14 protein-coding genes are annotated in these 14,123 nt (G+C 70.8%); 8 read left to right on the forward strand and 6 right to left on the reverse strand.

What is annotated here, in order from left to right; translation table 11 throughout:
* Positions 1-2 precede the first annotated feature (2 nt).
* Positions 3-1,823: a monovalent cation:proton antiporter-2 (CPA2) family protein gene (locus KF837_39445; GenBank protein ID MBX3233464.1), complete on the forward strand. Its 1,821-nt coding sequence runs from the start codon at positions 3-5 to the stop codon at positions 1,821-1,823.
* Positions 1,824-1,910: 87 nt separating this feature from the next.
* Here the strand turns inward: KF837_39445 and KF837_39450 are convergent, their stop codons facing one another.
* The gene (locus KF837_39450) at positions 1,911-2,363 is read right to left on the reverse strand and encodes an FKBP-type peptidyl-prolyl cis-trans isomerase (protein MBX3233465.1); all 453 of its coding nucleotides are present in this window, start codon (positions 2,361-2,363) and stop codon (positions 1,911-1,913) included.
* A gap of 21 nt (positions 2,364-2,384) precedes the next feature.
* Between KF837_39450 and KF837_39455 the strand changes: the two genes are divergently transcribed.
* The 7 genes from KF837_39455 (at position 2,385) to KF837_39485 (ending at position 8,806) form a co-directional block, all read left to right on the forward strand.
* Entirely contained in the window at positions 2,385-4,184 is a 1,800-nt protein-coding gene (locus tag KF837_39455; protein ID MBX3233466.1) for a hypothetical protein, read from the forward strand.
* A 42-nt stretch (positions 4,185-4,226) separates the two neighbouring features.
* Positions 4,227-5,117: a Uma2 family endonuclease gene (locus KF837_39460; protein ID MBX3233467.1), complete on the forward strand. Its 891-nt coding sequence runs from the start codon at positions 4,227-4,229 to the stop codon at positions 5,115-5,117.
* 117 nt (positions 5,118-5,234) lie between these two features.
* Complete coding sequence (locus KF837_39465; GenBank protein MBX3233468.1) at positions 5,235-5,990, forward strand: hypothetical protein; 756 nt, start codon at positions 5,235-5,237, stop codon at positions 5,988-5,990.
* A gap of 38 nt (positions 5,991-6,028) precedes the next feature.
* Positions 6,029-6,589, forward strand: a complete 561-nt coding sequence (locus KF837_39470; protein ID MBX3233469.1) for a peroxiredoxin — start codon at positions 6,029-6,031, stop codon at positions 6,587-6,589.
* Between the two features lie 42 nt (positions 6,590-6,631).
* The gene (locus tag KF837_39475; GenBank protein MBX3233470.1) at positions 6,632-7,210 is read left to right on the forward strand and encodes a hypothetical protein; all 579 of its coding nucleotides are present in this window, start codon (positions 6,632-6,634) and stop codon (positions 7,208-7,210) included.
* Between the two features lie 91 nt (positions 7,211-7,301).
* Positions 7,302-8,042, forward strand: a complete 741-nt coding sequence (locus KF837_39480; GenBank protein ID MBX3233471.1) for an SDR family NAD(P)-dependent oxidoreductase — start codon at positions 7,302-7,304, stop codon at positions 8,040-8,042.
* Positions 8,042-8,806 (forward strand): SDR family NAD(P)-dependent oxidoreductase, encoded by a 765-nt coding sequence (locus KF837_39485; GenBank protein MBX3233472.1) that lies wholly within the window; start codon positions 8,042-8,044, stop codon positions 8,804-8,806. Before KF837_39480 ends, KF837_39485 begins: the two co-directional genes overlap by 1 nt.
* Before the next feature lie 11 nt (positions 8,807-8,817).
* On the opposite strand, the gene KF837_39490 is transcribed toward KF837_39485, so the two are convergent.
* The 5 genes from KF837_39490 to KF837_39510 all read right to left on the reverse strand — a co-directional run bounded on the left by KF837_39490 (position 8,818) and on the right by KF837_39510 (position 14,119).
* Complete coding sequence (locus KF837_39490; GenBank protein ID MBX3233473.1) at positions 8,818-9,903, reverse strand: L,D-transpeptidase; 1,086 nt, start codon at positions 9,901-9,903, stop codon at positions 8,818-8,820.
* An 89-nt stretch (positions 9,904-9,992) separates the two neighbouring features.
* Positions 9,993-11,120 carry a transaldolase gene (gene tal, locus KF837_39495; GenBank protein MBX3233474.1) on the reverse strand — a complete coding sequence of 376 codons (1,128 nt, stop codon included), beginning with the start codon at positions 11,118-11,120 and terminating at the stop codon, positions 9,993-9,995.
* A 42-nt stretch (positions 11,121-11,162) separates the two neighbouring features.
* Positions 11,163-11,702 (reverse strand): hypothetical protein, encoded by a 540-nt coding sequence (locus KF837_39500; protein ID MBX3233475.1) that lies wholly within the window; start codon positions 11,700-11,702, stop codon positions 11,163-11,165.
* The gene (locus KF837_39505; GenBank protein ID MBX3233476.1) at positions 11,699-12,622 is read right to left on the reverse strand and encodes a carboxypeptidase regulatory-like domain-containing protein; all 924 of its coding nucleotides are present in this window, start codon (positions 12,620-12,622) and stop codon (positions 11,699-11,701) included. The genes KF837_39500 and KF837_39505 overlap by 4 nt, the downstream gene beginning before the upstream one ends.
* Positions 12,623-12,625: 3 nt before the next feature.
* Positions 12,626-14,119, reverse strand: coding sequence for an NADH-quinone oxidoreductase subunit N (locus tag KF837_39510; GenBank protein MBX3233477.1), 1,494 nt, complete (start codon positions 14,117-14,119; stop codon positions 12,626-12,628).
* Positions 14,120-14,123: the final 4 nt, after the last annotated feature.

Raw genomic sequence — 14,123 nt, forward strand, 5'->3', positions numbered from 1 at the left:
CGATGGCCTCCGAGCACGACAGCTCCCTCCTCACCCAGGCGATGGTCGTCCTCGCCGCCGGCGTCGTCGCGGTCCCGCTCTTCCGTCGCGCGAAGCTCGGATCGATCCTCGGCTACCTCGCCGCCGGCGTCGCGATCGGGCCGAGCGGCCTCCGCGTCTTCGACGATCCCGCGTCGATCATGCACTTCGCCGAGCTCGGCGTCGTCCTGTTCCTGTTCGTGATCGGCCTCGAGATCAAGCTCTCGCACCTGTGGTCGATGCGGCGTGACATCTTCGGCCTCGGCGGCCTCCAGGTCGTCCTGACCGGCCCGCTCGTGATGTTGTACCCGCTCCTCGTCGCGCGTTGGGCCTGGCAGTCGTCGCTCGTCGCCGGGCTCGGGCTCGCGCTCTCCTCGACGGCGATGGTGATGCAGCTCCTCGCCGAGCGCGGGCACGTCCAGGCGCCGCACGGCAAGAAGGCCTTCGCGATCCTCCTCTTCCAGGACCTCGCGGTCGTGCCGCTCCTCGCGCTCGTCGCGTTCCTCTCGCCCGTCGCGGCCGAGCATCCGGTGCCGGTGTGGCTCTCGGCGCTGAAGATGGCGGGCGCGCTCGCGGTCGTGATCCTCGTCGGCCGCTACCTGCTGAACCCCTTCTTCAGGCTCCTCGCGAGCACCGGCGCGCGCGAGATCATGACCGCGGCCGCGCTCCTCGTCGTCCTCGCCGCGGCCGGGCTCATGACCGCGGTCGGTCTCTCCTCCGCGCTCGGCGCGTTCCTCGCCGGGATCATGCTCGCGGAGTCGAGCTACCGGCACGAGCTCGAGGCCGACATCGAGCCGTTCCGCGGCTTGCTCCTCGGCCTCTTCTTCGTCTCGGTCGGCATGTCCGTCGACCTCCGCCTCATCCCGCAATACTGGGCGCTCCTCCTCGGCGGCCTCGTCGCCCTCACCGTGATCAAGATCGCGGTGGTGTACGGCCTCGTCCGCGCGACGAAGGGCACGCACGAGACCGCGGTGATGTCGGCCGCGCTCCTCTCGCAGGGCGGCGAGTTCGCGTTCGTGCTCTTCGCGACCGCGGTGGCGGCGAGGGTGATGCCGCAGGAGCAGTCGACGCTGCTCGTCACGCTCGTCACGATGAGCATGGCGCTCACGCCCCTCCTCGTCGCCCTCGCGCCGAGGCTCGTGCCGAAGACGCAGCGCACGCGCGACGAGGACTTCGAGGGCGCCGGCGGCTCCGTCCTCCTCATCGGCTTCGGCCGCTTCGGGCAGATCGTGAGCCAGATGCTTCTCGCCGAGGGCGTCGACATCACCGCGATCGACAACGACATCGAGATGATCGAGGCGGCCGAGCGCTTCGGCTTCAAGGTGTACTTCGGCGACGGGCAGCGCCTCGACGTCCTCCGCGCGGCGGGGGCGGAGCGCGCGACGCTCATCTGCGTCTGCGTCGACAAGCCCGAGGCGGCGACGAAGACGGTCGAGATCGCGCGCGAGGCGTTCCCGCTCGCGCGCCTCTACGTCCGCGCGTTCGATCGCGGCCACGTCCTCGAGCTGGTCCCGAAGGGCATCGACTACCACATGCGCGAGACCTACGAGAGCGCGATCGCGTTCGCGCGCGCCGCGCTCGAGTCGCTCGAGCGCACGCCGGACAGGATCGCCGAGCTCGAGGCGGAGTTCCGCCAGCGCGACGAGGACCGCCTCGCGCTCCAGCAGCAAGGCGGGATCGACGCGGGGAAGGAGCGCCTCCACACCCGCCCCGCCCCGAAGCCGGAGCCGCTCGTCCAGCCCCGCCGCAAGAGCGTCGCGCTGCACGAAGCGCCGGCGGAGGAGGCGAGCGAAGAGCAGCGGTAGACTGACGTGCGCGCGGTGTTCCCGCGCCTGCGCGTCGACGGCCCCGACGTCCGCGGCGAGCGCCGGGCCGACTCGCCGTACCGCTGATTACTGGATCGAGAGGAGCTCGACGTCGAACACGAGCGGGCCGGCCGGCGCGCCGGCGCGCGTCGGGTTGTCGCCGTAGGCGAGCGCGCTCGGGATCCAGAAGCGCGTCTTCTCGCCTTCGACCATGAGCTGCACGCCCTCGGTCCAGCCCTCGATCACGCGGTCGAGGCCGAACGACGTCGGCTCGCCGCGCGTGACGGAGCTGTCGAACATCTTCCCGTCGGGCGTCCACCCGGAGTAGTGCACCGTGACGGTGTCGGTCGCGCTCGGATGACGCGTGCCCTTGCCCGGGATCAGCGTCTTGTAAGCGAGGCCGGAGGCGGTCTTCTGCGCGTCGCTCGGCGCGGCGGCGACGTCGGGCGGCGCGGCGATCGACGAACCTTCGTTCGCGGTGGTCTGCTTCTCCGCGCAGCCGGCGGCGAGGAGGAGCACGACGTAGAGGAGCTTCCGCATGGTTCGACGTAGAATCGCGCGATGGCGCTCTTTCCGCACGCATTCTTCACCGTGCTGCTCCCCTCCGGCGGCGTCGTCCCCGGCACGCGGGCGGAGGGCACGCTGCAGATCCAGGTGCCGGAGCCGATCCCGCGCGCGGAGCAGGTCCAGCTCTTCTTCCGCACGCAGGCGGTGGCGGGGTACGGGTCGGGGAAGAACCGCAGCGTCTATCGGCGCGACCTCTTCGTCTCGCCTTTGACGATGGACCTCGATCGCACGAAGCCGCTCGCGGCGGGCAACTACAGCTTCCCGTTCGCGATCGATCTGCCGCCGTGGCTGCCGCCTCCGTACAAGGGGAACGACTGCTCGCTCAGCCACGTCGTCGAGGTGCGAATCGACGTCGACTGGGCGATCGATCCGAAGACGACGGTCGCGCCGGTGGTGATGATGGCGCCGGTCGAGGCGACGGGGCAGCCGCTCGCGACGCGCTCGCCGGCCGGGTTCCACGAGAGCCTCGTCGTCGACCTCACGCTCGACAGCAACTGCATCGCGGCGGGCGAGCCGCTCACCGGCCAGATCGCGCTGCGGAGCGGCCACGGCGCGCGGTTCGATGCGCTCACGATCGCGATCGCGAGCATGGCGACGATCAAGATGGCGCGCGGCGATCGGCGGCGCGGTCACGGCTCGACGATCCGCATCCCGGCGGAGGTGCTGCGCTCGGGGCAGAGCGTCCCGTTCAGCGTCGCCTACAACCCGGTGTACGTGCCGCCGACGTTCCGCAACGGTTTCATCGATCATGACGTCTTCGTCGTCGTCGAGGCCGACATCCCGTGGGCGATCGATCCCTCCTTCGAGCTGCCGATCCAGGTCCTGCCCGCGGGCTCGCGCATCCATCGCGCCGGCGGCGCCGGGCCGGTGGGGGCGGAGCGGCTCGTCCGCCTCGCGGCGGGGATGGCGCAGGCGACCGGCTTCGCGCAGGGCCGCCTGCCGGTGCTGGTCGAGGGCATGGTGGGGCCGGTGCGCGTCGTCGTCGAGGACGGACCGCGCGAGGGGAAGATCGGCCTCGACATCGCGTTCCAGTTCCCCGACGTCGAGCTCGGGACGACGCTGCGTCCGCTCGGGATGCTGGAGGGGTTCCGGCAGTCGCCGCTCCTCCCGTCGTCGCTCGCGGCGCAGTACCTCCTCCGCGTCGACGCCGATCGCGCGCGGGTCGCCGACGAAGCGCTGAAGACGTTCTTCGCGGCGGTGCTCTCGGGCTTCGACGCGGCGAGCGAGCTCCGGCTCTCCGACCATTACCTCGGAGTCCGCCATCCGCTCGCGAACGACGGCAGCGACGCGATGGTGGAGCTCGCGCGCTGGACCAAGGCGCGCGCGGAGATCCTCGCGAGCGCGATCTCGGCGCTCCCGTTCGCGCCCGCCCACGCCGCGGCCGCGCCGGCGTGGACCGCGACCGCGCGCGAGCAGAACGCGTTCTTGCTCCCGCACCTCCCCGCCATCCACGGGATCACGATGAGCACGCGCATCGTCGGCGGCGAGCAACGCACGATCGGCGTGAGCCTCCAGACGCACGTGGACGGCACCATCGCGGCGGAGCTCGATCTCCGCGGCGCGCCGCTGCCGCGCGCGGCGTGGGGCGAGCTCGAGAAGGCGGCGGACCTCGAGGGCCTCCGCGCGGTGCGCGCCGCGTTCCCGCGCATCGACGTCCACACGGTCGAGAAGGTCACGCTCGAAGGAGCGCCGTTCGCGCCCGACCCGCGGACGCTCCTCACCAGCGTCGAGCTGTTCTTCTGGTGGCTCCTCGAGTCCCGCGGCGAGCGCCGCACCGACGCGCCGTACCGCTGAGCCGAACGCGGCGGGTCGGTGGCGAGATGCTAGGCTTCGAGCATGCGAAAGGTGCTCACGTCTGGTCGCGGAGCGCGAATGCCAGGATATGGCGAAGATCGCTCGGCGCGTCTGCCCGGGAGAGAGCCGCTCCCGCGCATCGACGATCGTCTTGCGCCTCCGGAGACGCGTCTCGAGTACATCGACGGGATCGAGTACTTCGCCGCGCCAGCCGATCCGCCGCACGCGACGAAGCACTCCGACATCGACACGCTCTTGCGGATCCACGCCAAACCCAAGTACACGTGCGCCGTCGACCTCCTGACGCGGACGGGTCCGCCGAGCGACATGGCCCCGGACGTGAGCATCTATCCGAGCGGTCCCGATCCGTCGACGGGTGGACGGCGGCTCGAGAAGCTCGCCTTCGAGGTCACGAGCGAGCAGCGTCTCAGCGTCCCGACGGAGAAGGCGCGGCACCTCATCGGCCGCGGCGTTCGGCGCGTCTTCTGCATCCTCGTCAAGGAGAGGCGCGTCCTGGAGTGGTCTCGCCGCACGAACACATGGGAGCCGCTCCACCGCGACGCGGTCATTGACGACGTCGCGCTCGTCCGGCCGCTCGCCGTTCGGGAGCTCCTCGATGCCGCTCAGGTCGACGACGCCGTCGCCCGCGCGCTGCTCGCGAAGGGCAACCCCGTGATCGTCGAAGCGCTCGAGGTGCGACGCGAAGAGGGACGTGAAGAGGGCCGTGAAGAGGGCCGTGAGGAGGGGACGCTGGAGGCATCGCGCGCCGCGCTCGAGCTGGTCTTGAAGGCCCAGGGCGTGAAGGTCTCGGAGACGCTGCGTCGCGCGATCGCCGAATGCGGCGATGTCTCGAAGCTCCGGCGATGGCTTGCGCGTGCCGCGGCGGGGAGGCCCCTCGTCATACCCAAGACGCGCCGGTCACGCGCGCGGTGACGGATCCGTAAGGCGCGTCGCGGCGCCGCGCATCGTCTCGCGTCCCGCTGATGCCGCGCTGCCGGCACCGGGAAAATGAACTTGAAAGTCGTTTTCAATAACGTTAGCTTCCTTCTCATGGCGAACGTGAAGGGTGGAGTCGTGGGGCCGGTGGGGCACGTCCACGGTGGGGCGCACCGTGGCGCGTACGAGACGGCGCCCATTCAGGTGCCCGGCGCGGACGCGGTCGCGCTCGCGGCGCGGGCGGTGGCGCGGACGCGGTTCACCGAGCTCGGGTTCATCGACGTGCGCGCGGAGGCGATGCTCATGCAGCTCGACCTCGATCCCTTCGCCTTCGGCGAGGAGCGACTGCGGTCGTCGCTCGCGCGGACGATGGAGATCGACGACGTCGCGCGCGAGTTCTTCGAGCGCCATCCGCACGGGCTCGGGATCGGCTTCTTCTCCGGCCTCTGCACCCGCTTCTCGCGGATCGACAACGGGCTGCTCCGCTGGATCGACGTCGAGGTGCCCGGCGTCGCGCAGTTCCTCGCCGACACGCAGTGCGCGGATCCGCACCACCTCATCACCGCGTGCTGCGGCGTCGCCTGCAACGCCTGGATGCGCCGCCTCGCGCAGATCCCCACCCTCGTCGCCGTGCAGGGCGGGTTCGTCGGCGCGCCGCGGTCCGCGATCGAGACGTTCTTCGTGAACGTGTCGCGCGCGTGCGACGCCGGCGTCGAGATCGTCTGTGACTTCGACGAGCGCGCCCCGCTCCGCGCGCGGCCGTCGGGCGTCCTCGAGCTGCTCACGGAGGAGGGAAGCTGGGCGCGCTTCCCGCGCCTCCGCTTCGTTCGCGCGGCGGGTTCGCTCGCGCACCTTCGCGTCCACGCCTGAAACCTTCGCGTGACTTGAACCCCTCTGGAGAAGACGAGATGAACACGACCACCGAGCCCCGCGCTTTCGTCGGCCGCCCCGCGCCCGACTTCAAGATGCCTTCGACGAAGAACATGCGGACGCTCGACGAGCCGGTGTCGCTCGCCGACTACGCCGGCAAATGGCTCGTCCTCCTCTTCTATCCGCTCGACTTCACCTTCGTGTGCCCGACCGAGCTGCGCGGCTTCAGCGATCGCTACGAAGAGCTGAAGGCCGAGGGCGCCGAGGTGCTCGGCGTCTCCACCGACTCGGTGTTCACGCATCGCGCGTGGATCCAGGCGCCGCCGGCGCAAGGTGGGCTCGGCGAGCTGCGCTACCCGCTCGCGAGCGACATCACGCGCGAGGTCTCGAGCCGCTACGGCGTCCTCATCGAGGAGGCGGGGCACTCGCTCCGCGGCACCTTCCTCGTCGATCCGAAGGGCTTCCTCCGCATGGCCCTCGTCAACGACCTCGACGTCGGCCGCTCCGTCGACGAGACGCTCCGCACGCTCCGCGCCTTCAAGACGGGCGGCCTCTGCCCGATCGACTGGAAGCCGGGCGACGCGACGCTCCAGGTCTGACCGCCACGCGACCGACGGCGCGCGACGAGATAGGATCGCGGCATGATGCGCGCCGTCGTCCTCGGGTCCGTCGTCTTCTTCGCCGGCTGCACCACCTCGACTCCTCCGCCGGCGCCGGCGAACGACCTCCGGGTGCCGCCGCTGCCGCCGTCGTCGGCTTCGGCGGCGGCGCAGACCCAGACCCAGGTGCAACCGGAGCCGCGGCCGCGGCATCCCGCGGGCGAGCTGATGATCGACGATCCGAATCCGATGCCCGCGCTCGGCGGGCCGTGCAGCACCGCGGCGGCGTGCGGGAAGTCCGGCAAGCTCGCGGTCGCGCGGCGGTCGTTCCACGGCGGGCCCCCGCCGCAGACGCCGTGCAAGCTCGTCGCGCTGTCGGAGCGCGCGCACGCGATGGACAACGCGCCGATGGCGTGCGTCGACGCGGGCCGCGTCTTCGTCGCGACGGTCTGCATGTACTGCCGCATCACGAGGGAAGAGCGCTTCGTCGGCGCCATCGACGACATGACCCCCGCCCAGCTCGCGGAGGCGCAGAAGCTCGCCACGCTCCCCGCCGAGCCGCTGCTCACGACCGCCGACGCGTGGTCGCGCGCGATCGCCGCGCACGGACACTCGCCCTAGGAGCGTCGGGTCGGCTGCGGCGGCATGGGTGCGGTGTACCGCCCGTGCTTCGCCCGCGACAGCGCCCGCGTTTTCGGGCATAAGCGGGGCCGTGAAAGCGGTCGTCTTCGGTGGAACGACGGGGATCGGGCGTGCGATCGCGCGGCAGCTCGCGGAGCGAGGGGACGCGGTGTTCTTGATGAACATCGACGCCGAGGACCTGAAGAAGAGCGCGGCGGACCTGAAGGAGCGGCACCCGAAGCGCGCCGAGATCGGCCACGTCGTCTGCAACCTCGAGCACCCCGACGGGTTCGCCGCCGCGCTCGACGCGGCCGACGCGTTCCTCGGCGAGTTCGACACGATGATCGTCACCGCCGCGATGTTCGCGTCGCAGGAGGCGCTCGAGAACGACGTCGAGCTCACGCGCCGCCTCGTCACCGTGAACTACGCCCACACGGTCGTGTTCTGCGAGCACGTGCGGAAGCGCCTCCTCGAGCGCGGCGGGGGCTCGCTCGCGGTGTTCTCGTCCGTCGCCGGCGACCGCGGTCGCAAGCCGGTCGCGATCTACGGATCGAGCAAGGGCGGCCTCGCGGTGTACCTCGAGGCCCTCGATCACAAGTTCCACGCGCAGGGCCTCCACGTCACGTGCGTGAAGCCCGGCTTCGTGAAGACGGGCATGACGGCGGGCCTCAAGCCGCCGCCGTTCGCGGGCGAGCCGGAGCAGGTCGCGAAGGACGTCATCGCCGCGATCGACGCCAAGAAGCCGCTCGTCTACACGCCCGGCATCTGGGCGCTCGTCATGCTCGTCATCCGCTTCCTCCCGCGCTTCGTGATGCGCAAGATCGGGTTCTGATGAGCGCTCCCGCCGAGCAGAAGGTCCTCGTCTTCGGCGCCACCTCCGCGATCGCGGCGGAGGCGGTCTACCTCTACGCCGCGCGCGGCGACCGCCTCCACCTCGTCGGCCGGAACCGCGAGAAGCTCGACGCGGTGACGAAGCAGGCGCGCATCTCGGCGCGCGCGCCGATCACGACGCGGCAGGCGGACCTTGGCGATCTCGACGCGAACGAGGCGCTCGTCGCGGAGTGCCTCGAGGAGCTCGGCGGCGTCGACGTCGTCCTCATCGCCCACGGCGACCTCGGCGATCAGCTCGCGACCGAGCGCTCGTTCGCGGCCGCGCACGACGTGCTGAAGACGAACCTCCTCAGCGTCGTCTCGCTCCTCATCCCGCTCGCGAACGCGATGGAGGCGGCGCGCCACGGCAAGATCGGGGTCATCACGTCGGTGGCGGCGGAGCGGGGACGCCCGCGGAACTTCACCTACGGCGCGGCGAAGGGCGCGCTCAACGTGTACTGCCAGGGCCTGCGCTCGCGGCTCTACCCCGCCGGCGTGACGGTCACGACGCTGAAGGTGGGCCCCACCGACACGCCGATGACGAAGGACCACGCGAAGAACCCGTTCTTCGCGACGCCTCAGCTCGTCGCGCGCTGCAGCGTCCGCGCGATCGACGCCGGTGAGGGCGACACGTTCGTGCCGGCGCGCTGGAGCGCGATCATGCCGATCGTGAAGAACACGCCCGAGGCGGTCTTCCAGAAGCTCTCGTTCCTCTCGGGACGCTGACGGGCGACCTGTCAGTTGGCCGGGAACTTCGTCCCGCACGAGCTCAGGGGCTGCGTGGTCGGTCCTTCCCACTCGCCGTCGACGCAGCGGAACCACTTGCGGTCGTCGACGTCGCCCGGGCGGTTGCGCTGGACGCACGTGTTCTCCTCGACCGTCCGACCGAGCGACGCGCTCGCGCACGAGCCCGCCGGCGGCGGCGTGTCGATCGCGTCCTGCGTGGGGCCCGCGACTCCGTCGAAGCGGTTGCGATGGCCCTGCTGCGCGCAGTAGTCCTTGGGGATGTTGCTCGCGCTGCTGCCGGTGTAGCGGCAGACCCACGAGGGGAAGTCTTGCGAGCGCCACGTGCGGAACATCTTCACGTTGGTGGTCGGGCGCCGCACGCCGGAGTGCGCCTTGTAAGCGACGTCGACGCTCTGACCCTCCCAGACGTCGGACTCACCGACGAGGACCTTCACCGGAATGTCGATGTTGGCGGCGTTCGTGTTGCCCGAATACACCTTGGTCGTCATGTCGACGCCGATGAGGTGCGCGAGCTCGACGACGTGCTCACCCTGCATGCGATTGCAGCCGTGCGAGACGGGGCCGCGAACGAGCTCCCACTCGCCGTCGGACGAGGTGATGGGGCCGTGGAACGCGACACCCACCGAGCGTGAGAGCGCGGGGTTCACGTACGAGATGAACGGGAAGCCGCCCCACGGAGCCGAGCTGTCCGTGCGGCGAGCCCAGATGCGCTCCGTCGTGTACGTGCCCCGCGGCAGGTTGAACGAGCTGCCGGTCGCGACCGGATAGACGACGTCGATCTTCGTCCGGCCGCCGACCTGGCGCGCCTGGTCCTTCGCGTAGAAGGGGAGCCTCGAGGCGTCGTAGCCCGCCGGGAGGAAGCCCGTGACGCGCGCCGTGTGCGTGTAGCGCGACATGACGATGCTCGGGCTCTCGAGGTGCGGGAGCGGCCCGTTGTAGACCCACTTGTCGCTGTTGCTGCCGGCCCTGAGCTCGTCCTCGATGCCTTGATCCTCGTCGTCCGCCTCCGTCGCGCAGCCGGCGATGCCAAGAGCGATGAGAGCCGAGAACGACACGAAGAGCAGATGGGAGCGCATGATGAACACATCTGCGCACAAGTCACACCATGAAGGTCAGTCTGTGGGGCTCGTGTAAATTCAATAAGTTACACGCGCTTCGTGCTCCTTTACCGTGGAGGAGAGCCGATCCATGGGCGCACCTTCGCTGCCTCGGATGATCCAAACGATCGCTTGTCGGCGATGGCGCGGAGCGACTCCTCGTACGACTCGGCGAACGCGGCGACGCCCTCGTCCTCGAGCTCGGCGGCGACCTTCGCGAAGTCGACGCCGGCCGCGGCGAGCTCCTTCATCGTGCGCTCCGCCTCCTCGGCGGCGCCGTGCAAGCGGTCCTGCGGATCGCCGTGTTCGGTGAACGCCTCGAGCGTCTCGCGTGTCATCGTGTCGACCGTGTTCGGGCCCACGAGCGCGTCGACGTAGTACGTGTCGGCGACGTCCTTCTGCTTCGGTGTCGTCGAGGCCCACAAGAGGCGCTGCGGGCGGGCCCCGCGCGCGGCGAGCGCCTTCCAGCGCGGCGTGGCGAGCATCTTCTCGTATTCGGCGTAGGCGAGGCGCGCGTTCGCGACGGCGACGCGGCCGCGGAGCGGGCTCGCCTCGTCGAGCAGCGCGTCCACCTTCGCGTCGACGCGCGACACGAAGAAGCTCGCGACCGACGCGACGTCGTCGAGCCGCTCGTTCGCGGCGGCGCGGTGCTCGAGGCCGGCGAGGAACGCCTCCAGCACCTCGCGGTAGCGCGACACGGAGAAGAGCAGCGTCACGTTGATGTTCACGCCGTGGCCGAGGCACGCGCGGATCGCGGTGACGCCGGGCCGCGTCGCCGGGATCTTCACCATGAGGTTCGGGCGGTCGACCGTCTCCCAGAGCCGGAGCGCTTGTTCGATCTGCCCCGGTGTGTCGTTCGCGAGCGTCGGGTCGACCTCGATCGACGCGAAGCCGTCCGCGCCCCCGAGCCGCTCGTAGCAGGCGCGGAGCTCGTCGCAGGCGCGCATCAGCTCGCGCGTCATGAGCGCCTCGAGCACGTGCCCGTCGGACTCGTCCGGCTCGGCCTCGCGGATCGCCGCGTCGTACGCCGTCGACTTCGCGATCGCCTTCTCGAAGATGGTGGGGTTCGACGTCACGCCGCGGAGCCCTTCCTTCTCCGCCATGCGCCCGAGCTCGCCCGTCGTGAGGAGCTCGTGGTCGAGGTAGTCCAGCCATACGCTCTGCCCCAGCTCTTCGAGTCGTTCGATGCGGTTCATGCCGCTCGCGGACTGCAAGCCGCCTGCCAGTCGCTGATGACGTCACGGCAGGAGCGGGTACGCCCAGGCGACGGAGCGGAAGGCGCCGCGCCTCGCGATGCCGACGCGGAGCGCCTCGTCGGGCGCGAGCGTTCGTGAGAGCGGGGTGAGCGCGGCGGGCCACGTCATCGTCGCGCCGTCGAGGCTCACGCTCTCGAACACGATCGACTCGCCTTGCTGGTTCAGCGCGGTCCGCGTCTCGAAGCGCGGGACGGCGGTGACGACCTCGAAGGTCAGGTCCTCGGTCACGGAGCGCGGTCGCCGCGCGTGGCGGACGACGCCGCCGGCGAGCACGAGGAGGCCCGGCACGAGCACCGCCGCGGTGACGCCCGCCGCGATCGCGGCGCCGCCGCCGGCGAGGAGCGCGCCCGCCGTCACGAAGGTCGCGCGCGTCACGCGATCGAGCGCGGCGCGGCGGCTCGTCGGCGCTCGGCCGCCGAGGCTCGCGCGCACGGCGGCCTCCGTCGTCGTCGCCTCGATCCACGTGAGCTGGCGCGTCGAAAATGGGAGGTCGGCCGGCTCGCGGTACGCGCCGGCGCTCAATGCAGGCCCGGGACCGGGACCCAGCCGGAGTCGTCGCCGGCGTCCTTCGGGCCCGCGCTCTCCTTGTTGTGGAGCATCAGCTCGACCGGCGTGACGACGCCGTCGCGGACGTCGATCTCGCGCTGCGCGATCACGTCCGCGATCGCGGGGTGCGTCACGGTGAGCTTGCGCTTGCCGACCGGGATCCCGTCGATGCGGAACTTGCCGGCGCCGTCGCTCACGGCGTGGAGCGGATACTGGAGGACGAAGAGGTCGTCGACGACGTACTTCCGATCGTGGTCGACGAGCTGGTAACGACCGGGGTGCTTCGGGTAGAGCTTCGTCGGATCGCCGCCCGGCGTCGCCATCATCAGCGCGCCGGGATCGCGCGGGACGAGGTCCGGCGTCCAGAACTCCTTCGTCTTGTTCTGGACCTCGAGGCGCTGCCCGTACGTCATCGTCACCGTGCGCGTCGCGTACCCGCAGCCCTCGATCGTCACGAGCCGCGCCTCCTTCGTCTCGGGGACGAAGAAGCCGGAGTAGCCGGTCACGATCGCGATCGCGTCGGCGAGCCACCGCGGCCCGTCGGGTTTGTCCGGCGGCGGCTCGCCCTCGCGGAACTCGCGCCCGTAGAACGCCTCGGCGGCGGGGCACTGCGTGTAGGTCGCGGGCGAGAGGCCGAGGCTCTTCGCGCGCGCCCCGTCGACCCGGATCGTCCCCTCGACGCTGCCGGTCGGACCGACGTAGGCGGGGAGCTTCTCCGGATTTACCGCCTTCTGCACCTGCGCGATCGGGATCGTCGTCACGTTGAGCGGCGCTGCGTCCGGGATCGTCGTCGCGACCGGCGCCGCGTCGGCGCTCGGCGTCTCCTCTTTCCGCGAGCACGAGCCGCAGCCGGCGACGAGCACGCTCGTCGCCGCGAACAGGAACGCCGCGCGCATGGACTAGCCGCCGGAGGGAGCGAAGATGCTCGCGGCCTTGATCGCGACGTCGAGCGACGAGCCCGGCGCGATGCCGAGGACGAGGACGAGGATGGCGGAGAGGACGAGCGCGGCCGAGACGTAGCCCGACTTCATCGGCGTCGCGAACGGCGCGCCCGCCGCCGGCTCGCGCATGTACATGAACACGAGCACGCGGAGGTAGTAGTAGACGCCGATGACCGAGTTCACGAACGCCACGATGGTGAGCGTGTAAAACCCGGAGTCCATCGCCGCGCGGAACACGAACCACTTGCCGAAGAAACCGGCCGTGGGCGGGATGCCGGCGAGCGACACGAGGAAGAGCGAGAAGGCGAGGGCGGCGGCGGGGTGGCGCTTGCCGATGCCGGCGAGGTCCTCGTAGCTCACCGCCTCCGCGCCCTTGCGGCCGCAGAGGATGAGCGCGCCGAACGCGCCCGCGGTCGAGACCGTGTACGTGAGGAGGTAGAAGAGGACGCTCGACGTCGCCTGCGCGATGTCGTGCACCGACGCGACGACGCCGACGAGGAGGTAGCCCGCGTGCGCGATGCTCGAGTACGCGAGCATGCGCTTCACCGACTCCTGCTGCCCCGCGACGAGGTTCGCGACCGTCATCGTGAGGACCGCGATCCACGCGAGGACGGGCGGCCAACCCGCCGACCACGACATGAGGCCCTTGTCCGCGAAGCAGGTGAAGAGGACGCGGAGGAGCATCGCGAAGCCGCCGCACTTCACGACCGCGGCCATGTACGTCGTCGCCGGCGTGGGCGCGCCTTCGTACGCGTCGGGCGTCCACATGTGGAACGGCACCGCGCTGACCTTGAACACGAGGCCGGCGAGGACGAGCACGACCGCGATGAGCACCATCGTCGCGTTCTCGCCCGAGGCGATCCCCTTGCCGATGCCGGCGAGGTCGGTGTGGCCCGTCGCGCCGTAGAGGAGCGCGAAGCCGTAGAGGAGGAGCGCCGCGGCGAAGGAGCCGAGGAGGAAGTACTTGAGCGCGCCCTCGGCCGAGCGCGGCGAGGTGCGGCGGAACGCGGTGAGCGCGTACGCGCCGATCGACATCGTCTCGAGGCCGACGAACACGATCAGGGCGTCGCCCGCGGAGGCGACCATCATCGCGCCGACGGTCGCGAACAGGAGGAGGGCGTAGAACTCGCCGCGCTCCATCTCGTGCTCGCGGAGGTAACCGCCGGCGAGGAGCGCGGCGAGGATGCCGCCGAGGCAGAGGAGCCCGTCGAAGAAGAGCGAGAAGCGATCGATGACGAGCCACGGCGCGAGCGACGCGCGCTCGGGCATGTCCTCGACGCCGTAGAGCCAGGCGCCGACCGAGAACGCGAGGCCGGCCGCGAACACCATCGTCGTGCCGAGCGCGAGGCCGGCCGCGCGGTTGTGCTTCGGGCCGAACGCCTCGGCGAGCATGAGCAGCAGCGCGCCGCCGCCGATGACGAGGAGAGGAGAGAGGAGGAACGCGATGTTCATGGGT

It is taken from the genome of Labilithrix sp. (assembly GCA_019637155.1).
Lineage (GTDB): Bacteria > Myxococcota_A > Polyangia > Polyangiales > Polyangiaceae > Labilithrix.